The organism is Chloracidobacterium sp. N (assembly GCF_018304765.1).
GTDB lineage: Bacteria > Acidobacteriota > Blastocatellia > Chloracidobacteriales > Chloracidobacteriaceae > Chloracidobacterium > Chloracidobacterium aggregatum.
The window spans coordinates 1,373,316-1,391,740 of record NZ_CP072642.1; the positions used below are offsets into that span (position 1 = coordinate 1,373,316).

Consider the following 18,425-nt stretch of genomic DNA (forward strand, 5'->3'; position numbering starts at 1 on the left):
TGGCTGCGGGTGGTCGGCTGGCGTCGTGAATATCTTGCTGCGTATCATGGTGGGTATGGCGACACTCGATGTGTACCGCTTGTTACAGGAAACCGGCGCGCTGTTGGAGGGTCACTTCCTGTTGAGTTCCGGGCTGCATAGTCCCCAGTACGTGCAGTGTGCGCGGCTGCTTCAGTTTCCGACGGTGGCCGGTCAGGTTGGGGCGGCTTTGGGAGAGCGCCTGGAGGCGCTTGGCGCGCGCCCGCAGGTGATTGTGGCACCGGCCATTGGCGGCATCCTCATTGCCCATGAGGTGGCGCGCGCCCTTGGTGTCCGATGTGTCTTTACGGAGCGCGAGCAGGGGGTGATGACACTGCGGCGTGGTTTTACGCTGGATGCCGGCGAGCGTGCCTGTGTGGTGGAAGATGTGGTGACAACCGGCGGCTCGACGCGGGAAACCATGGACGTTGTCACCCGGTGTGGCGCGCAGGTGCTGGCTGTCGGCGCCATCATTGACCGCCGTGGCGGACCATCTGATTTTGGGCGGCCCTTTGCCGCATTGATCAAGCTGACGATACCAACGTATGCTCCCCCGGACTGTCCGCTGTGCCGGGCGGACGTTCCCCTGGTCAAGCCTGGGAGCCGGACGTTCATCTCCGGCTGAGGAAGGTACGCCGCTATGGAAGCCACCATATCCACGTCAACCGGGAAGCGGCTGGCGCCGATGCCCAGGGACCAGCACTGGCTGTTCGGCAGCTTTCTTCCGGTGCGCAACGACCTGCTGAACTTCTACACCCGCATGTTTCGTGAGCTGGGCGACATCATCCGCTTTCGTGGATTGCCCGGCCTGTACTGGCATCTCGTCCTGCATCCGGCGTATGTCGAGCACGTGCTGGTGCGTAACCAGCACAACTACCGCAAGGGAAAAGTCTTTGACGGCCCCATCGGCCTCATCACGGGGAATGGACTGCTGACGAGTGACGGCGATTTCTGGCGGCGGCAGCGCAAGCTCATGCAGCCTTCGTTTCACCGGCAGGCGCTGAGCCGCTTTGCGGCCACGATGGTCGCGGAGACAGAAGCGTATTTTGAACAGTGGGACAACCGGGCGCGCCAGTCAGAAGCTTTCGATGTGGCCCAGGACATGGCACTGCTGACGCTGAACATTGCCGGGCTGACGCTTTTTTCAACACCGGTAGGCGAAAAGGCCGACGCTTTTGGGCAAAACCTGCGGGTGGCCTTTGATTTCGTCGGTTTCAGGATGCGTCCGACCCTGCCCGTTCCGCTGTGGGTGCCAACTCCGTCCAACCTGCGCTTCAAAGCGGCCCGGCGGCGGCTGGATGCCGTTGTGTATCAAATCATCGAGCGGCGGCGAAAAACGCTCAATCCGGCGCCGGACCTGCTCTCGATGCTGATGGCGGCACGGGACGAGGAAACAGGCGAAGCCATGAGCGACACCCAGCTTCGGGATGAAGTCATCACCCTGCTGCTGGCCGGGCATGAAACGACCGCCATTACCCTGACCTGGGCGCTGTACGTCCTGACCCGGGAGCCGGCCGTGGAGGCGCGGTTGTACGAAGAAGTCGTGTCGGTGCTGCGTGGTGCTTCGCCAACCGTGGAAGACCTCCGGCGTTTGCCTTACACCCGCATGGTCATCGAGGAAACCATGCGGCTGTACCCTCCCGCCTGGGGCCTGCCACGGGAGGCGATTCACGAAGACGAAATCGGTGGCTACTTCATTCCGGGACGAAGTCTCGTGGCGCTCAACCAGTTTCTGACGCACCGCCACCCCGATTTCTGGGAAGACCCCGAACGTTTCGACCCGGAACGCTTCACACCGGAGCGGTCATCCGGTCGTCCGGCCTTTGCCTACTTTCCGTTTGGCGGCGGCCAGCGCGTGTGCATTGGCAGCCAGTTTGCCCTGATGGAAGCCACACTGGTTCTGGCCATGATCGTGCAGCGTTACCGGATCAGGCTCGTGCCGGGACACCCGATTGAGTTCGACACGATGTTTACGCTGCGGCCGAAGTACGGCGTGCGGGTCACTTTTGAACGGCGGGGGCAATAGGCGGGGTGTCTGTGGCAACCGGCGCGTCCACGGGCAGGGCAATGGGCTGTCCGCGAAAGCGGGGTTGCGTGCCCAGGACATAGACATCCAGAACTGCCTTGCAGCGCGCGCCATATTCGCGCAGGCGCGTCCGTACCGAAGCCGACCAGGGCAGATCAGGGGCACCGTAGGCAATGGCCCGGATGCCAAACCGGTCGCAGAGAAACAGCGCCCGATAGACGTGAAACTTGTCGGAAATGATGGTGAAGTGGTGCTGTCCGAAGATGTCGCGGGCGCGAACGACCGAGTCGAGGGTGCGGCGGCCGGCATAATCGGCCGTCATGGCCGCGTCGGGAACGCCCAGGCTGCGCAGCGACTTGCGCATTTCAGTCGGTTCGTCGTAGGCCGGTGTTTGATTCGAGCCGCTGAGGATCAGGTGTCTGATCCTGCCGCTGTGGTACAGGTCGGCCGCCGCCTGCATGCGATTCTGAAAGTACGGGTTGAGTCCCCCGGCCGGCAGGTATTTGGCTGTTCCCAGGACGAGCCCGACGGCATTGGCCGGGATGTCGGTGGGGCGCTCAAAAACACGTCCCTGGGTTGAAGAAACCACCCAGGTATTGGCAAGAACGATAAAAAGCGGCGGCAGCGTCAACCCTAGGAGGGTTGTCCACTGCCACCGCGTCAGGCGAAACATGGGCGTTGGCGGTGATGTGTCCGGGCAGCCTTCAGGCGGTGACAAGGGTGCGCTGGAGGCATTGCTGGCGCAGCTCAACCCGGTAGTCATAAAGCACCTTGTGCACCTGCCGGGGTGTCACCCCACCCACCTTCTCGGCAATGGTGGTGTGCAGGGCGCGCTCCGGCGGCAGGTCCTTGCTCAGGTAGTCCAGATATTCGGCAACGATGGCCGCCCGCTGGTCCAGGGTCGTTTCCGGCAGATCGGGTGGAAACTTGCTGTTGTCATAGAGCACATCAATCCACCGCAGAACCTGGTAGGGCGTGACAAAGCCCAAGTCATGCGCAATGGCTTCGGGCAGTTCCTCGTAAGGCTCCTGGCCTTCGGTCAGATAGTGGTAGAAACTCTTTTCGACGAGGAAAAGCTGCTGGCGGGTCGGTTTGGGCGTGGGCGACTGGGCATACTGTGACTGTGCCCACTGCCGAATCACCAGGATGACGGCATCCGGGCTGACGCCAAGTTGCTGGGCGATGAAGCGCCGCCGGCCACCGGGTGGACGCTCGCCGGTTTCAATGAAGTGGCGATACATCGCAATGGCCTGCTCCCGTTGCTCCGGCGTCAGATCAATGGTGGCGATTTCGAGCGCCGTGCGAAGTTCCTGGATGACCTGGGAGACAAGGGCGCGGCTGACCCACAACTGCTGGGAAATGGCCGTGTGAATGCGGCGCAGGTAGCGTTCGATGTGTTTGGCATCGAGTGGGATGGCGCTGCCTGGGACCGTCCGCATGTGCTGGAAGGCGGAAGCGATGCGCGCCCGGACTTCGGGCGTCAGGGTCCGGATTTGCGGCTGACGTTGCCGGGGCATTCCTTTCTGCCGTTTACCACTGGGCAGGCCGACGGACGGGCGGTTGCCCATGACGACCTTGGCCAGTTTGGGGGCGGACATCGGCGGCGGTGTGGTACGCCCGGTGGTGTCCGGTGCGGCCCGCCGGGGCTGGTGTTTGGCACAAAACCGTGCCTTGCGATCGGTGGAAAAAAACGTCGTACCACATTGGTCGCAGGAGCGGCGAAATTTCATCCCTGTCATGGTTTGCGACCTCGTTTGAGCGCTTCCGTCAGATGCGCCGAAGTAAGTAGGTGAACCTTTGGAAAAGGTATGCCACGGCGCAGCCGAAATCAACGTGGAGCCGGCGGGAGCGATGCCGGCCGGAGAGGCGGCGCACCGGTTTCGTCGAGTTCGCGCTTGATGGCATCCAGAATGCCGTTGATGAACTGGGTGGCTTCCGGCGTGCTGAAACGGCGCGCAATTTCGAGCGCCTCATTGATGACGACAGCCCGTGGCGTGTCGGGTTCGTGGAGGAACTCGTAAACCGCCAGGCGCAGGATGTTGCGGTCCACGGCGGCCATGCGCGAAATGCGCCAGCGTTCCGCGTGGCGGCTGATGATGAGGTCAATGTCGGACAGGCAGGTGATGACCCCGGTCACAATGCGGTTGGCAAAAGCCGGGACTTTTTCCTGATGTTCCTCTTTGAGTTCGGTCAACTCGTTCCAGTAGCTCTCGAAGAGGTCATCCAGGGAGGGCTGGCTTAAGTCGTACTGGAAAAGCATTTGCAGCGCGCACTCGCGCGCACGGCGACGGGAACCCATAGCGTTTCAGGGAGCTGTGGTCGGGAAAAGCTGCCGGGCCGGCACTGGCCAAACCAGCCTGCCGGACTTGCGACAGACGGGTTGTGTCACGAACGCCCGGTTGCCTGGCGGGCTTCAATGGCCCGGTAGAGATTGGCGAGTTCAATGGCGGCCAGCACGGCTTCGACCCCTTTGTTGCCGGCTTTCATGCCGGCCCGGTCAATCGCCTGTTCGAGGTTTTCAGCCGTGATGACGCCATAGGTCACCGGGACGCCGGTTTCCAGCGACACGGCCGCAATGCCTTTCGTCACCTCGGCGGCGATGTAGTCAAAGTGCGGCGTCTCGCCGCGCACCAAGGCCCCAAGGCAGACGATGGCTTCCCAGGCAGAGGTCAGGGCCAGTTTTTTGACGGTCAGGGGGATTTCAAATGAGCCTGGGACGCGCACCACGGCACAGTCGTCAAGCCGCCCGCCGAGCCGCTCAAAAGTATCCAGCGCACCGGAGAGCAGCCGGTTGACGACAAAATCATTCCAGCGACTGACGACAAACGCCACCCGTAACCCGTCAGCAACAAGTTTTCCCTGAATTTCGCGCACGGTCTTCAGTCCCTGACTCCGGTCGAAAAAGCTGCGCCCGTCATCCGGCTTGGCCGTCACTTGACGGGCATTCAGGCCGGTGTGGTGTACCATGGCTGGGGGTTGTGTGCAACCGGCGCGGTCGGCCAGCGCGGTCGGATGGGCCCTGTCACCCGCCCTGTTGTCACCTGATGTTGGTCATTGCCGGGCGGGGTGCTTCAGGCTTGACGACACACCCGGTCAATAGCGACCAATTGCCGGAGCAGTCCGGCGAGTTGGTCGAGGGGAAGGGCATTTGGCCCGTCACTCAGGGCGCGGGCAGGATCGTCGTGGACTTCCATGAAAAGTCCATCCACGCCGCAGGCCACACCGGCGCGGGCCAGAGGCGGGATGAAGATGGCGTCACCGTCCGAGGCTGTGCCACGTCCGCCGGGGCGTTGCAGGCTGTGGGTGACATCGAAGATGACCGGGCAGCCCAACTCGCGCAGGATTGGGAAGCTGCGCATATCCACCACCAGGTTGTTGTAGCCGAACGAAGCTCCGCGCTCGGTCAGCCAGATGTCCGCGGCATTGGCTGCGCGGAGTTTTTCGACGACCGGGCGCATGTCCCACGGGGCCAGAAACTGCCCTTTCTTGACGTTGACCGTGCGTTTGGTTGCCGCCGCCGCCAGGAGCAGATCGGTCTGGCGGCACAGAAAGGCCGGAATCTGAAGCACGTCAGCGACTTCCGCGACGGTTGCCGCGTGGTGCGTTTCGTGGATGTCCGTCAGGATGGGCACGCCGTGGGTTTCCTTGACCCGTTGCAGAATCCGCAAGCCTTCTTCCATACCGGGTCCACGGAAAGAGGTGTGGGAGGTACGGTTGGCTTTGTCGTATGACGCCTTGAATACGTAGGGAATGCCCATCTGCCGGGCAATCCGGGAAATGGCTTCGGCCATGCGCAGGGCATGGGCTTCGCTTTCAATGACACAGGGGCCGGCAATGAGGAAAAAACCCTGGGCTTGTTGGGCGCGTGAAAAAAGCGGTGTGGACATGGGATTGACCTTGGGAGTTGGGGGCCCTACGCCGGAGGAAACAGATCACAAACCTGGGCAACGATGGCCGCGTGCTGGAGACCGTTGCTGGCAATCAATCCGGCCCGATGATGCAGGTTCGGCTGGCGGTAGTCGAGCGGCCGGCCCTGAAAATCCGTCAGTACGCCGCCGGCGGCCCGCAGGATAGCTTCCGGCCCGGCAGTATCCCAGAGCTTGGAGCGGGTCGAGGCGCTGATAAACAGGTCGGCGCGCTGTTCGACGAGCAGCCCGATTTTGAGTCCGCCGCTGCCGGAGATGATTTCTTTCTGGATGCCAAGCCGCTGCGCGGCCGCTGTGAGGTAGCGGTTGCGGTGCGACCGGCTGGCCGCCAGGGTCATGTCGGGGATATGGTTGACAGACGAAACCCGCAACGGCCGACAGGTGTTCCCCTGAGTGAGCCAGGCGCCGTGGGGGTTGGCATACCATGTTTTGCCGGTTGTGGGCTGGTGAACAACGCCCACGACGGGACAGCCTTCCACGCACAGACCGATCATGACAGAGAATTCACCATTGCCGGCGATGAATTCCCGCGTGCCGTCAATCGGATCGACAAACCAGACCCGATGCGCCAAAGCGCGCCGCCGGGCATCGTCGTCTTCCGCTTCTTCGGAAACAATGAGGTCGTCCGGGAAGCGGCGCTGGAGTTCCGTCACCAGAAACGTGTTGATGGCACGATCGGTGTCCGTTACCGGTTCACCATCCGGCTTGTAACGGACCGGGCGGCCGGGCTGGAAGTCGGAAAGAACGCGCTGCCCGGCCTCTGTGGCCAACTGGCAAATGAAGCTGGTTTCGGAATCGAGCATGATCAAACGGGCAGGAGCGTCTCAGGAGCGGGGTGGAGCCGTCAATAAGTGACAGAATCTGCTCTGGTAATGTGACATAAAATGTCACGCTGGGTGTATTGTCGGCAAAGTGTCAGGTATGAAACCGTCACGGTTGGTGAAAGACATGTGTCGTCCACGTGAAAACGGAAACCGTGGTGCGGAAAAATGCGGCAAGGATGTATCAGATGTGGGCAGGCGGGTCACACCGGGAAGGCTGGAAAGTTTTGGCACAGGGTTTGCCTCATTGGAGTGATGAAAGCGCAAGCTTCAGGCATCGTTTGCAGTGGTATCAAGCTGCAAAGTTCTCATGCCTTGTGGATACAGGGCAACCATTTTCGGCCACCGGCCTTTCACCACCAAGGAGACCTACCGCTATGAACCTCAAGAAGCAAAAGGGTTTTTCACTGATTGAGCTGCTCATCGTCGTTGCCATCATCGGCATCATCGCGGCGATTGCAGTTCCGAACCTTCTCGCTGCCCGGCGGAGCGCCAACGATGCTTCCGCGCAGCAGACCCTCCGCAACATTCACTCTGCCAACGCCACCTATGAGTCTGGTATCGGCCGCGGCAACTTCGCTTCGCCTATCTCCCTGCTGGGCGGTTCCGGCACGAACGAGGTCGGCATGCTGGATGAAACCGTCATCAACGCCACGACGACTCCGAAGAGCGGCTTCTCGTTGCAGAACTACAGTGCAACGCCCAAGACCTCCACGTCGGCTGCGCTGTACTCCGTGCGAAACCGGCCCTCACAGTCAGAAGGTATTTCGCGCACGGGCAACCGGTCGTTCTTCATCAACGAAACCGGTGTGGTTCGCTCGTCGGATGCCTCGAACCAGCTTGCCGACTCCGAATCTTCGCCCATCGGCAACTAGTTTCGTCACTCATTGCCAAGCGCGAACGGGGGCGTCAACTCTGACGCCCCCGTTTTTATTGCGGCTTTTTCCCAAAAACAGCGATCACTGACACCCCTGACTGGACGTGCCTGGCCCCAGTGGCCGGGACGGCTATCGCCCGTAAAGTGGAAAGTCGCGGGTCAGTTCCCGCACCTTCTGCCGGACTGCCGCCTGCGTTGCCGGGCTGTCAATATCGGAGAGGACCTCGACGATAAGCTGTCCGACGTAGCGCATGTCCTGTTCGCGCATCCCGCGGGTGGTCAGCGCCGGTGTGCCGAGGCGAATCCCACTGCCTACCAGCGGAGGGTTGGTGTCGAAGGGAATGGTGTTTTTGTTGACCGTGATCCCGGCCCGTTCGAGTGCCTGCTCAGCGGCCTTGCCGGTGATGCCCTTCGTGAAAACATCCACGAGGATGAGGTGATTGTCCGTACCGCCGGTGACGAGGCGAAAACCGGCGCCGGCAAGAACTTCACCCAGGGCGACGGCATTTTTCCGAACCTGCCGCTGGTACTCCACAAAGGACGGTTCGAGGGCCTCTTTGAAGCACACAGCCTTGGCCGCAATGATGTGCATCAGCGGTCCGCCCTGTACGCCGGGAAACACCGCCCGATCAATGAGCTTGGCATCTTCCGCCCGGCAGGCAATAAGTCCACCCCGTGGTCCGCGTAGGGTTTTGTGGGTCGTTGTGGTGACAAAATCCACCTGTCCCACCGGGGAGGGATGCTCACCGGCGGCAACGAGTCCGGCAATGTGCGCCATGTCGGCCAGCACCCGGGCGCCAACCGAGCGTCCGATTTCCCCGATGCGGGCAAAGTCAATCTGGCGCGGATAGGCGCTGGCGCCGCAGATGATGAGCTTGGGACGGTGTTTTTCAGCCAGTTGGGCCAGGGCGTCGTAATCCAGCCGTTCGGTTTCGCGGTCCACCCCGTAGGTGACAACGTTGAAGTACATCCCGGAGATGTTGAGCGGATGTCCGTGGGTGAGGTGCCCGCCGTGCGCCAAATCCATGCCCAGAATGGTGTCGCCCGGCTTGAGAACCGCCAGAAACACGGCCAGGTTGGCCTGCGCCCCGGAATGGGGCTGGACATTGACATGCTCAGCGCCCAGAAGCTGTTTGGCCCGCTCGATGGCCAGACGTTCGGCGACATCCACAAATTCACAGCCGCCGTAGTACCGCCGCCCCGGATAGCCCTCGGCATACTTGTTGGTCATGACCGAGCCGGCGGCTTCCATCACCGCACGGCTGGCATAGTTTTCCGAGGCAATCATTTCCAGCCCGTCTGACAGGCGGTTGGTCTCATCTGCAATGGCTTGGGCGATTTCAGGATCGGTTTCAAACAGGGAACGGTTGAGGTTCAGGGACATGGCAGGTCTTTCCAGAAAATGAAGTCGTCAGGGGGGAGAAGTCAGCGGGAGGCGGCCGCTTCGAGCGCCGCGATTTTTTCAATCCGGCGGGCATGACGCCCACCGGCGAAATCCGTTTTGAGAAAAGTTTCGATGACCGCCGGAAGCAGGTCCGGGCTGGTATTGCGAACGCCCATGGCCAGCACGTTGGCATCATTGTGTTCCCGGGCCAGACGGGCCGTCTCGACATCGTGGACGACCGCCGCCCGGATGCCGGGAATTTTGTTGGCAGCTATGCCGATGCCAATGCCGGTGCCGCAGAAAAGCAGCCCCACATCCGCCTGCTGTCTGACAACGGCCTCGCCGACGGCGCGCGCATAGTCCGGGTAATCCACCGATTCCGCATCGGTTGCCGTGCCGAAGTCTTCGTAAGGGATACCGAGTTGTTCCAGCACCCGTTTTGCGGCTTCTTTGCCGGGAAAGCCGGCATGGTCACTGCCAAGGGCAACTTTCATGTGAAAAACTCCGGGAAACAACGCCGAGTGATGTTGTGTCGTGATGTCCTGCTGCCGGGACCGGTGTGAAGTGTACGTTGGCGTACGTGCCACGAGTGTAGCACGCTTACCTTTTCGGCGGGAATTATTTTACCCTGAGCGTCCGTATGTCCTACTGTTCGGGGGACACCGGCAAGGGCCGTTGCGCCTTTTCTTCCAAAGCCAGTCTCACTTTGCCACGGGACACTTGTCATGAGTCGCAAAAAAATCCGGCGTCGTGGGTGGCCGCCAGAAACCGAGCGGTCGCTGCATGCCCACCTGACGATGCGTGATAACGGGCGTACCCTTGACCGGCGTGAGGTTCTCGACCTGGTACGCGGCGGGGAGGACAGTGAGGTTGAGTTCAAGGTTCGCTACAGCAACCCGGAGCGGATTGCCGCCGAAATTCTGGCCCTGGCCAACAGTGGCGGCGGCGCGATTCTCTTTGGTGTAAGCGATACCTGCCGCATCGAGGGGCTTGACGACGCCGAGCGCGTCGAAGCCGAGTTGCGCGAACTGTGTGCAACGGCCATGGTGCCGCCGGTTCACCCCTACATCAACAAGGTTGCCTTCGACAGCGGCAAGCGCATCCTGGTGCTGGAAGTGGATGACCGCCGTTCACCCCACGCCACCCGTGACGGCCGGTATTACATCCGTATCGGCTCGACCAAACGCGAAGCAGACAGTCAGGAAATTGCCGAACTGTTCCATCGCTACGACAGCGTCCGCTATGAACAGGTGCCTCTGCACGACGTGTCTTTCGATGACATTGACGAAGCTGGTGTGTGGGGCTACATCCGCGCCATCGTGCCGGATGAATCCCGGTTGCCCAAGGGCTTCCCGACGGCGCTGGCGATGACCGACATGCGGCTGGCGGTCATGACGGCCGATGACTATGCCCCCACCGTGGCCGGACTCGTGTTGTTTGGGCAAAGTCGCGCCATGACGGCGTCATTCCCACGCAGCCACGTCGTCCTGACACGCTTTGCCGGTCACGATGTCACAGCGCCGGTCGTCGAGCAGGTGACGTTCACCGGCAATGCGGCCAGTCTCTACTGGCGCATCGAAGGCTTTTTGACGCGCTATGCCGATTTGTCTGACACACCCCCGCTCCGGCGGGGAAATGGAGCTGACCCCGAGGCGCGGTCCATCTACTCACGCCCGGCGGTCATGGAAGCCATCACCAACGCGCTGGTGCATCGGGATTATGGCGTACGCCAGGAAGGTGTGCGCGTCATGCTCTATGAGCGGCGGCTGGAAATCGTCAACCCGGCGGTGGGCAAGCATATCTGGCGCGGGGCGATTGATTACGGCGTCAGTCACCCCAATAACCCGACGATCAAAAGCTTCTTCAAAAATGCGGCCTACGGCGTGACGACCTACACCGGCGGCCTGCCTATGGTGCGCCGCGAAACCCTGCGTTTTGCCCGCCGGGAGCCGAAGATCACCGTGCTGCCCCACGAGTTTCGGATCGAGCTGCCGGCCGCGAACTGAAAAACCATGGAACTCAATGACCAACCCCTTGCCGTCCATGAGGCCCAAGCTCTGTCACTGGCGTGGATTGCACCCGTCGGTGTCGAGCGTGTGTCGTTGTTTGAGGCCGTTGGGCGGATTCTGGCGGAAACTGTCCACGCACCCCACGATCTGCCGCCCTTTGACAACAGCGCCATGGATGGCTATGCCGTCGTTGCTGCCGACACGGCCGGAGCAAGCGAAGCTTCGCCCGTGCGTCTGGAAGTCAGCGAGCAGGTCACAGCCGGCCAGCTTCCGCAGCAAGCCATGTCTTCCGGCCAGGCCGTACGCATCATGACCGGCGCGCCCCTGCCGGAAGGCGCGTCCGGCGTGGTCATTCAGGAGCAGGTTCGCCGTGAAGGAAATACCATCTGGCTGACCCGACCGGTCAGGGAGGGCGACCACATCCGGCGACGCGGCGAGGACATTCGTGCCGGGCAGGCGGTGATGTCCGCCGGCGAGTGTCTCACGGCGGCGCACATTGGTGTCCTGGCGGCGTTTCACCGGGCGTTTGTCACTGTCCGGCGGCGGCCGGTCGTGGCCATTGTGGCCACCGGTGATGAACTCATTGAGGTGGATGAACCGCCAGCGCCCGGAAAAATCGTCAACAGCAATGCTTACGCCCTGGCGGCGCTGGTACGTGCGGCCGGCGCGCAGCCGCTCGTCCTGCCGCTCGTGCGCGACGACGTAGCGCAGGTCGAGGCCGCCTTTGCCGAAGCTGCCGCCACGGCGGATGTGGTGGTGTCATCCGGCGGCGTGTCAGTAGGGGAGCATGATCTGGTCAAACCGGCGCTCGAAAGGCTGGGGCTGGAAGCGCGTTTCTGGCGCGTATGGATGAAGCCGGGAAAGCCGCTGCTGTTCGGTCGCCTGCGGGGGCGTCCCTGCTTTGGGCTGCCGGGCAATCCGGTATCGGGCATGGTCTGTTTTCACCTGTTTGTACGTCCGGCGCTGGGCAAAATGCTGGGCCTGCCCGAAACCCGCTGGCGGCTTCCCGAAGTGAGCGCCCGGCTGGCGCACGAGGTCAGGACGAAAGGCGACCGCCCAACCTATCTGCGGGCGCGTCTGGTGTGGACTGAAACGGGCTGGCAGGCCGAAGTGCTGCCGGGGCAGGGATCGGGGATGCTGACCTCGATGCTGGGCGCGCAGGGGCTGGTGTTCTTTCCCGAAGGCAAGCGCGTCGGGCAGGCCGGAGAAGTGGTTCCAGTGCTGTGCCTGACTTCGCTGGTCGGTGACTGGCCGGGCCTCTGAACATCACCTGCCGGCCTGTGTCAGGCCGGCACGTGTCAGGCCGGCACGTGTCGGGCCGACACGTGCCCGGGGCGCCGGCGAACCACAAAAAATTGCTTGCAAGGCCTCGCCTTGTGAAACAACGTGCGGTTGTGACCAACACCCTTCTGATGCGCATCGCCCACGTTGTGAGTCTATGCCGGCCCGGTTGGGTCTGGCAGAAGCCGGCGCGCATCCGTGGGCTGATGGCTTTTGGGCTGGTGGTCTGGATGGCGTGGGGGGATTCCGCCGCCCGGGCGCAGAATGTGGCCATCGAATCCCGCCCCTCCATACGCATCACCCGGACGGATGAGGCGATCACGATTGACGGTCGCCTTGACGAACCGGCCTGGGAAACGGCCGAGGTCATCCGCGACTTTCGCCAGCAGGAACCAGTGGAAGGTGCGCCTCCAACCGAGAAAACCGAGTGCCGCCTGCTGTACGACAAGACCTACGTTTATATTGGCATCCGGTGTTTTGACAGCGAGCCGGACAAAATCAACGCCCGCGATCTGAACCGTGACTCCAGCTTTGGCAACGACGACAAACTCGTGGTGCTGCTAGATACCTACCGCGACGGGCGCAACGCCTACCGGTTTTCCGTCAATCCCCTGGGAACGCAGTCCGATGCCCTCATTACCGATGAAGGTCGGGATTTCAACCTCGCCTGGGATACGCAATGGCTTTCGGGCGCCAGCCGCGACCAGGAAGGCTGGTCGGCCGAAATGGCCATTCCGCTGGTGAGTCTGCGGTTTCGCAAAGGGGCGGATACGTGGGGGTTCAACGTGTCGCGCATCATCCGGCGCAAGAACGAAATCCTGCTCTGGACAAGCTGGCAGCGGGCTTTCGGACTGTTGCGCGTTTCCCAGGCCGGTGTGCTGACCGGCGTGGAAGGCATTACCCGTTCCCGGCTGGTGGAAATCAAGCCATACGTCACGGGGCGTCTCCGCCAGAATGTGCCGGACCCGCTTGGCAATCGTTTTGAACCGCGCTTTTCCGGGACGGTTGGCGTTGAAGTCGCGCGCGTGGGGATTACGCCCTCCGTGACGGCCGAGTTTACCGTCAACCCCGACTTCGGACAGGCGGAAGTGGACCAGCAGGTGGTCAACCTGACGCGCTTTTCGGTGTTTTTTCCCGAAAGGCGCGATTTTTTCCTCGAAAATGCCGGCATCTTTCTGTTTGGGCGGCCCGGTGTGAACCAGATGTTTTTCACCCGCCGGATTGGTCTGACCGATAACGGCGCGCCGCTGCCGATTGACTTCGGGGCCAAGGTGACGGGCAAGGCCGGGAAGTGGAACCTGGGATTTTTACACGTGGAGACACGCCCGCTGCGGGAAGTCCAGCCGGATGGAACGGAACGGGTTGCCGTACCGCGCGAGCGCTTTACCGTGGCGCGGGTCAAGCGCGATGTGGGCACGCGGTCGAATGTCGGCGCCATTGCCCTCAATCGTCAGGGGGGCGAAGGCCGGCCCTACAACCGTGGCGTGGGTCTCGATGCCCAGATCAACTTCAACGACTACTGGACAAGCTACGCCTTCTTCGCCAGGACCTTTTCTCCCGGTTTGCGCGGTGATACCACGACCTTTCGCGTACAGAGCGGCTATGACACGAATCAGATGCGGCTCTTTGGGATATATGAGGAAATCGGCCGCAACTACAACCCGGAAATGGGTTTTGTCCTGCGCCGGGATGTGCGCCAGTACTTCGGGGATGCTGCCTACAAGTGGCGGCCGTCCGCCGTGGCTGGAACCATCCGTGAGATTCGCTTTGAAGGGTTTGGGGAGTATTACCAGGACCGCACGACGGGCGACCTCCAGACCCGTACGGTGGCCACGGCCATCAGCGTGGATTTTGCCAATTCGGCGTCGGCGACGATTCGTCCCTGGCGGACGGAAACCGATGTGCTGACCCGTCCGTTTCGGATTCGGCCGGGGATTGTCATTCCACCGGGTTCGTACACCTTCAACCGCCACGGGGCAAGTTTTGGGACGAATCGCAGCCGGCGCATCGTGTTTGACGCCGGGGGCAGTTGGGGCAGCTTCTACAGCGGGCAGCGTCAGGAAGCCAGTGCCGGTCTGACCTGGCGCCCCGACTCCCATCTGTCACTCGAAGCGAGCCACGGCTTCAACGCTGTCCAGTTGCCACAGGGAGATTTCTCAACCAGCTTGTTCAACGGACGGGTAACGTATAACTTCTCACGAAAGTGGCTTTCAACGTGTCTGGTGCAGGTCAACTCTGCCGCCCGCCTGACCAGCATCAATGCCCGGGTGCGCTATATCTATCGCCCGAACTCGGACATTTTTTTCATTTACAACCAGACGACCGGCGTGGGTGTCGAGCGTCCCAATCGCCAGTTTCAGATCAAAGTGACCTACGACTTCATCCGCTAAGCCGGGCTGTTATGCCCACCCCTGCCCCATTGCGGGCAACCTGACCCCTGGAGGTTTCTTATGCAGCCTTACCCACCACCCTACAGTCCTTCCCCTTACGCCCCTCCAGCCCCACCCAAAAAGTCGGGTAAAACCTGGTTGTGGGTTCTCGGCGGCTGCGGGTGTTTTTCAGTTCTGGCAATTGCGGTCATCCTTGGCGTCATCCTTCTTGCGGGTTCAGGCGGCAGCGGAATTCCCTCAGACAAGCAGGCGTATGTTGGTGACTGGAGCGGCTCCGAGGCAACGCTTTCCATCAAGCCCGACGGCAAAGTGTTCTGGGAACGGCGGACGGGTTCCAGTTCGTCTAAAATCGAAAATGTCCCGATTCGGCGGTTCATCGGGGATGACTTTGAAGTTGGCGTAGGGCCTTTCACCACCCGGTTTGCGGTGCAGAGTCCTCCAAAACTCACAGCCGGACGCTGGACGATGACGGTTGAAGGGGTACAACTGACACGCGCCGGTACATCCTCCGGGGGGCCTTCCGGCGGCGACCGCTCAGACGACAACCGATCAGGCAGTGACACCGGCGATGATACGCCGCCAGGTGGCGGGAAACAGCTCCGTGACCTCAAGATGGCACGCCCGCTTGGCGATGACGACCTGCAGTTTACGTCGTCCTTCACCACGCGCGACACCAGGCTGACCTGCGTGATTTATCCCCGGAAACTGGAGATTGGGGAAAACTACGGGTCACGCTGGTACGCCGAGCGTGTACCGCGGCTGTCCCGCAACAAGCTCATTGGCGAGGTTGATTTTCCAACGATTACCCAGGAAAACAGCCGGTTGACTTGGATTCAGCTTTCCCTGATTTCAGGTAGCGGCTTCCCGCCGGGTGTGTACCGGGTGGAAGTTGTGAAGGATGGGGCGGTCATCGGCACAATCCGTTTTACGGTTGAGTAAGCCCCTGCGGATGGAGGTCTGAGATGGAAGTTGACACGAGAAAGGCCGTCCGGACGGCGTTCCGGGCGGTGTTTCCGGTTTCTCTGGGATACCTGCTGTGCCTTCTGGTGGCCGGGGTGGGGATGAGCGTGCCGGTCCGGGCCGGACTGCCGCCGCTCATTGACCGCCAGCTCATTTTCGGCAATCCCGACCTGGCCGGGGCGCAGTTGTCGCCCGATGGGAAATACATGGCGTTTCTCAAGCCCTACCGGGAAACGCTCAACATCTGGGTCAAGCGGACAGACGAACCCTTCACGCAGGCGCGGCCGCTGACGGATTCCACGACGCGCCCGCTGCGCAACTTTTTCTGGACACGCGATGGACGGTTCATCCTGTACGTGCAGGATCAGGGCGGCGATGAAAATTTCAACCTCTACGCCGTCGATCCCGCAGCGGCTCCGGCTGCCGGGCGCGACGTGCCGCCCGCACGCGACCTGACCGGCCTCAAGGGCGTGCGCGTGCAAATCTACGCCGTGCCCAGAGACGCCCCGGATGTCGTGTGCCTGGGGATCAACGACCGTGATCCGGCCTGGCACGATGTCTATCAGCTCAAGCTTTCGACCGGTGAGCGGACGCGGCTGCGGGAAAACCGGGAGCAAATCTCAGGGTGGTTTTTCGACGAGGCCGGGCAGTTGCGGCTGGCCATACGGGTGGCACCCAACGGGGATACCGAAGTGCTGCGCGTGGATGCTGACCGCCTGGTGAAGGTCTATGGCTGTAGTGTTTTTGAGTCCGCCAGTCCCATTCGGATGCACGCCGATGGGCAGCGGGTCTATATGGTCACGAACCGGGGCAACGGTGTTGATCTGACCCGGCTGGTGCTGTTTGACCCCCGGACGGGCAGGGAAGAACTGGTGGAAAGCGACCCGCTCGGCCGGGTGGATTTTGGCAGCGCCTCGTTTTCGGAGGTGACAAATAACCTGGTGGCCACCAGCTACGTTGACGAACGGGTACGCACCTACTGGCGTGACAAGGGCTATGCCCGCGACCACCAGTGGCTACAGAAACGTCTGCCGGGGAAGGACATTGCCTTTGCCTCCGGCACCCGCGACGAGCAACTGTGGGTGGTCGTGGCCACGAGCGATACCGAACCCGGCGAAACCTATCTGTTCGACCGGCGCGCCCGGCGGCTGACGCTTCAGTACCGGCTCTATGACAAGCTGGACCGGCAACACCTGGCGCCGATGAAAGCCATCCGGTATCCCTCCTCGGACGGCCTGGAGATTCCGGCCTACCTGACGCTGCCCAAAGGCGTGCCGGCCAGGGACCTGCCGCTCGTCGTGCTGCCGCACGGCGGCCCGTGGGCGCGGGACGTGTGGGGATACCAGCGGCAGGTGCAGTTTCTGGCCAACCGGGGCTATGCCGTGCTCCAGCCCAACTTCCGGGGTTCGACCGGTTACGGAAAAAAGTTTCTCAATGCCGGCAATGGGCAGTGGGGCGATCTGATGCAGGATGACCTCACGTGGGGTGTCAAGTATCTCGTGGCACAGGGTATTGCCGACCCCAAGCGCATCGGCATCATGGGCGGCAGCTACGGCGGCTACGCCACGCTGGCCGGGGTGGCTTTTACGCCCAAACTCTACGCAGCGGCCGTGGCCATCGTCGCGCCGTCCAATCTCATCACCCTGCTGGAAACCATCCCGCCCTACTGGGAAGCCGCCCGCCGCCTGTTTCACACGCGGATGGGCGATCCCGGCCGGCCGGAAGACCGCGCCCGTATGGAACGGCAGTCGCCGCTCAACGCGGCCGATCGCATCGAGACGCCGCTGATGATCGTCCAGGGGGCCAATGACCCACGGGTGAAAAAATCCGAGGCGGACCAGATCGTAGTCGCTCTGCGGGACCGGGGCTTTCCGGTTGAGTATCTCTGCGCGCCGGATGAAGGTCACGGCTTTGCCCGCCCGGTCAACAACCTGGCGCTCTATGCCGCAACCGAACGGTTTCTGGCGGCCTATCTCAAGGGACGTTTCCAGGAGACAATGCCGGAGGAGGTTGCCGCGCGCCTGAAAGACATCACCGTGGATGTCAAGACCGTAACCCGTCCGGCACGGGTGGGTGTCACTTCACCGGCGCTGACCCGACCGGAAAGGGATTTGCAGGCTGGCGTCCTGCGCTATCGCGGAACGATTGAGGTGCCGGGGCAGAGCATTCCCGCCACGGTGGAAACCATGGTCACGGAAGCCGATGGTCTGTGGGAAATCCGTGAGGAAACCCGGCTCCCCATGGGAACGGTCGTGGAGACCACCAAGCTTGAAAAATCCTCCCTGGTGGTGCGTGCGCGGCAGGTCAGTCAGGGGCCGCTCACGGTGGATGTGGCGTTCCGGGCTGGCAAAGCAGACGGTTCGGTACAGCTCAACGGCACGCCCCGTCCGCTGGCGGCTGATTTGGGGGGCGAACTGCTGGCCGACGGTGCCGGGCGCTATCTTGTCATCGGGCGCCTGCCGCTGGCGGTTGGCTATACGGCCACGCTGCGCAACTTCAACGTCCAGAACGGCCGCCCGACGCTCGTTCAGCTTCGGGTGGTCGGTATGGAGGAAGCACAGGTGGCCTCCGGGACGTTCAACACCTACCGCGTGGAACTTACCGATGAAGGCGGCACCCAAACCGTCGTTTGGGTGGATGCGACCACCCGGCTGCCGGTCAGGCTCGCGGTCAAGGGGGCCAGTCTGGGCGGCGCAGCAATTGCTCTCGAACTGGTCGAGTCCCGGTTTTAGG

General features: G+C 62.1%; 16 protein-coding genes. 8 read left to right on the top strand and 8 right to left on the bottom strand.

The window, feature by feature from the left end:
* The first annotated feature begins 25 nt into the window (after window positions 1-25).
* Both pyrE and J8C05_RS05730 read left to right on the top strand, forming a co-directional pair.
* The gene (gene pyrE, locus J8C05_RS05725; protein ID WP_459543819.1) at window positions 26-643 is read left to right on the top strand and encodes an orotate phosphoribosyltransferase; all 618 of its coding nucleotides are present in this window, start codon (window positions 26-28) and stop codon (window positions 641-643) included.
* Between the two features lie 15 nt (window positions 644-658).
* The gene (locus tag J8C05_RS05730; RefSeq protein ID WP_211421328.1) at window positions 659-2,044 is read left to right on the top strand and encodes a cytochrome P450; all 1,386 of its coding nucleotides are present in this window, start codon (window positions 659-661) and stop codon (window positions 2,042-2,044) included.
* Here J8C05_RS05730 and J8C05_RS05735 read toward each other — a convergent pair.
* The 6 genes from J8C05_RS05735 to J8C05_RS05760 form a co-directional block, all read right to left on the bottom strand.
* Window positions 2,019-2,717 carry a SanA/YdcF family protein gene (locus J8C05_RS05735; RefSeq protein WP_211421329.1) on the bottom strand — a complete coding sequence of 233 codons (699 nt, stop codon included), beginning with the start codon at window positions 2,715-2,717 and terminating at the stop codon, window positions 2,019-2,021. The genes J8C05_RS05730 and J8C05_RS05735 overlap by 26 nt on opposite strands.
* Before the next feature lie 31 nt (window positions 2,718-2,748).
* On the bottom strand, window positions 2,749-3,642 hold the full coding sequence (locus J8C05_RS05740; protein ID WP_211421330.1) for a hypothetical protein: 894 nt from the start codon (window positions 3,640-3,642) through the stop codon (window positions 2,749-2,751).
* A gap of 230 nt (window positions 3,643-3,872) precedes the next feature.
* Window positions 3,873-4,343 (bottom strand): transcription antitermination factor NusB, encoded by a 471-nt coding sequence (gene nusB, locus J8C05_RS05745; protein WP_211421331.1) that lies wholly within the window; start codon window positions 4,341-4,343, stop codon window positions 3,873-3,875.
* An 86-nt stretch (window positions 4,344-4,429) separates the two neighbouring features.
* Window positions 4,430-5,011 carry a 6,7-dimethyl-8-ribityllumazine synthase gene (ribH, locus tag J8C05_RS05750; RefSeq protein ID WP_407062867.1) on the bottom strand — a complete coding sequence of 194 codons (582 nt, stop codon included), beginning with the start codon at window positions 5,009-5,011 and terminating at the stop codon, window positions 4,430-4,432.
* 104 nt (window positions 5,012-5,115) lie between these two features.
* Window positions 5,116-5,931 (bottom strand): 3-deoxy-8-phosphooctulonate synthase, encoded by an 816-nt coding sequence (gene kdsA, locus J8C05_RS05755; RefSeq protein WP_211421332.1) that lies wholly within the window; start codon window positions 5,929-5,931, stop codon window positions 5,116-5,118.
* A gap of 26 nt (window positions 5,932-5,957) precedes the next feature.
* A complete protein-coding gene (locus tag J8C05_RS05760; RefSeq protein ID WP_211421333.1) occupies window positions 5,958-6,773 on the bottom strand; it encodes a 3'(2'),5'-bisphosphate nucleotidase CysQ family protein in 816 nt (271 codons plus the stop codon).
* A 158-nt stretch (window positions 6,774-6,931) separates the two neighbouring features.
* On the opposite strand from J8C05_RS05760, the gene J8C05_RS15615 reads away from it, so the two are divergent.
* Complete coding sequence (locus J8C05_RS15615) at window positions 6,932-7,666, top strand: prepilin-type N-terminal cleavage/methylation domain-containing protein (protein WP_281503748.1); 735 nt, start codon at window positions 6,932-6,934, stop codon at window positions 7,664-7,666.
* Between the two features lie 132 nt (window positions 7,667-7,798).
* Here J8C05_RS15615 and J8C05_RS05770 read toward each other — a convergent pair whose 3' ends face one another.
* Window positions 7,799-9,052 carry a serine hydroxymethyltransferase gene (locus tag J8C05_RS05770; protein ID WP_211421334.1) on the bottom strand — a complete coding sequence of 418 codons (1,254 nt, stop codon included), beginning with the start codon at window positions 9,050-9,052 and terminating at the stop codon, window positions 7,799-7,801.
* A 41-nt stretch (window positions 9,053-9,093) separates the two neighbouring features.
* Window positions 9,094-9,546, bottom strand: a complete 453-nt coding sequence (gene rpiB, locus J8C05_RS05775) for a ribose 5-phosphate isomerase B (protein ID WP_058867702.1) — start codon at window positions 9,544-9,546, stop codon at window positions 9,094-9,096.
* Window positions 9,547-9,777: 231 nt separating this feature from the next.
* On the opposite strand from rpiB, the gene J8C05_RS05780 reads away from it, so the two are divergent.
* From J8C05_RS05780 to J8C05_RS05800, 5 genes are all read left to right on the top strand, one after another.
* On the top strand, window positions 9,778-11,058 hold the full coding sequence (locus tag J8C05_RS05780) for an RNA-binding domain-containing protein (protein ID WP_211421335.1): 1,281 nt from the start codon (window positions 9,778-9,780) through the stop codon (window positions 11,056-11,058).
* A 6-nt stretch (window positions 11,059-11,064) separates the two neighbouring features.
* Complete coding sequence (locus J8C05_RS05785) at window positions 11,065-12,324, top strand: molybdopterin molybdotransferase MoeA (protein ID WP_211421336.1); 1,260 nt, start codon at window positions 11,065-11,067, stop codon at window positions 12,322-12,324.
* Window positions 12,325-12,437: 113 nt separating this feature from the next.
* A complete protein-coding gene (locus tag J8C05_RS05790) occupies window positions 12,438-14,732 on the top strand; it encodes a carbohydrate binding family 9 domain-containing protein (protein ID WP_211421337.1) in 2,295 nt (764 codons plus the stop codon).
* Window positions 14,733-14,792: 60 nt separating this feature from the next.
* Complete coding sequence (locus tag J8C05_RS05795; RefSeq protein WP_211421338.1) at window positions 14,793-15,671, top strand: hypothetical protein; 879 nt, start codon at window positions 14,793-14,795, stop codon at window positions 15,669-15,671.
* Window positions 15,672-15,694: 23 nt separating this feature from the next.
* Complete coding sequence (locus J8C05_RS05800) at window positions 15,695-18,424, top strand: S9 family peptidase (protein ID WP_211421339.1); 2,730 nt, start codon at window positions 15,695-15,697, stop codon at window positions 18,422-18,424.
* Window position 18,425 lies beyond the last annotated feature (1 nt).

What these genes read in the sequence shown, in the direction of transcription:
- J8C05_RS05730 (WP_211421328.1), top strand. Translation starts at nt 659, where the DNA reads ATGGAAGCCACCATATCCACGTCAACCGGGAAGCGGCTGGCGCCGATG.
- J8C05_RS05785 (WP_211421336.1), top strand. Translation starts at nt 11,065, where the DNA reads ATGGAACTCAATGACCAACCCCTTGCCGTCCATGAGGCCCAAGCTCTG.
- kdsA (WP_211421332.1), bottom strand. Translation starts at nt 5,931, where the DNA reads ATGTCCACACCGCTTTTTTCACGCGCCCAACAAGCCCAGGGTTTTTTC.
- J8C05_RS05770 (WP_211421334.1), bottom strand. Translation starts at nt 9,052, where the DNA reads ATGTCCCTGAACCTCAACCGTTCCCTGTTTGAAACCGATCCTGAAATC.
- J8C05_RS05735 (WP_211421329.1), bottom strand. Translation starts at nt 2,717, where the DNA reads ATGTTTCGCCTGACGCGGTGGCAGTGGACAACCCTCCTAGGGTTGACG.
- J8C05_RS05800 (WP_211421339.1), top strand. Translation starts at nt 15,695, where the DNA reads ATGGAAGTTGACACGAGAAAGGCCGTCCGGACGGCGTTCCGGGCGGTG.
- J8C05_RS05795 (WP_211421338.1), top strand. Translation starts at nt 14,793, where the DNA reads ATGCAGCCTTACCCACCACCCTACAGTCCTTCCCCTTACGCCCCTCCA.
- nusB (WP_211421331.1), bottom strand. Translation starts at nt 4,343, where the DNA reads ATGGGTTCCCGTCGCCGTGCGCGCGAGTGCGCGCTGCAAATGCTTTTC.
- rpiB (WP_058867702.1), bottom strand. Translation starts at nt 9,546, where the DNA reads ATGAAAGTTGCCCTTGGCAGTGACCATGCCGGCTTTCCCGGCAAAGAA.
- J8C05_RS05740 (WP_211421330.1), bottom strand. Translation starts at nt 3,642, where the DNA reads ATGTCCGCCCCCAAACTGGCCAAGGTCGTCATGGGCAACCGCCCGTCC.
- ribH (WP_407062867.1), bottom strand. Translation starts at nt 5,011, where the DNA reads ATGGTACACCACACCGGCCTGAATGCCCGTCAAGTGACGGCCAAGCCG.
- J8C05_RS05780 (WP_211421335.1), top strand. Translation starts at nt 9,778, where the DNA reads ATGAGTCGCAAAAAAATCCGGCGTCGTGGGTGGCCGCCAGAAACCGAG.
- J8C05_RS05760 (WP_211421333.1), bottom strand. Translation starts at nt 6,773, where the DNA reads ATGCTCGATTCCGAAACCAGCTTCATTTGCCAGTTGGCCACAGAGGCC.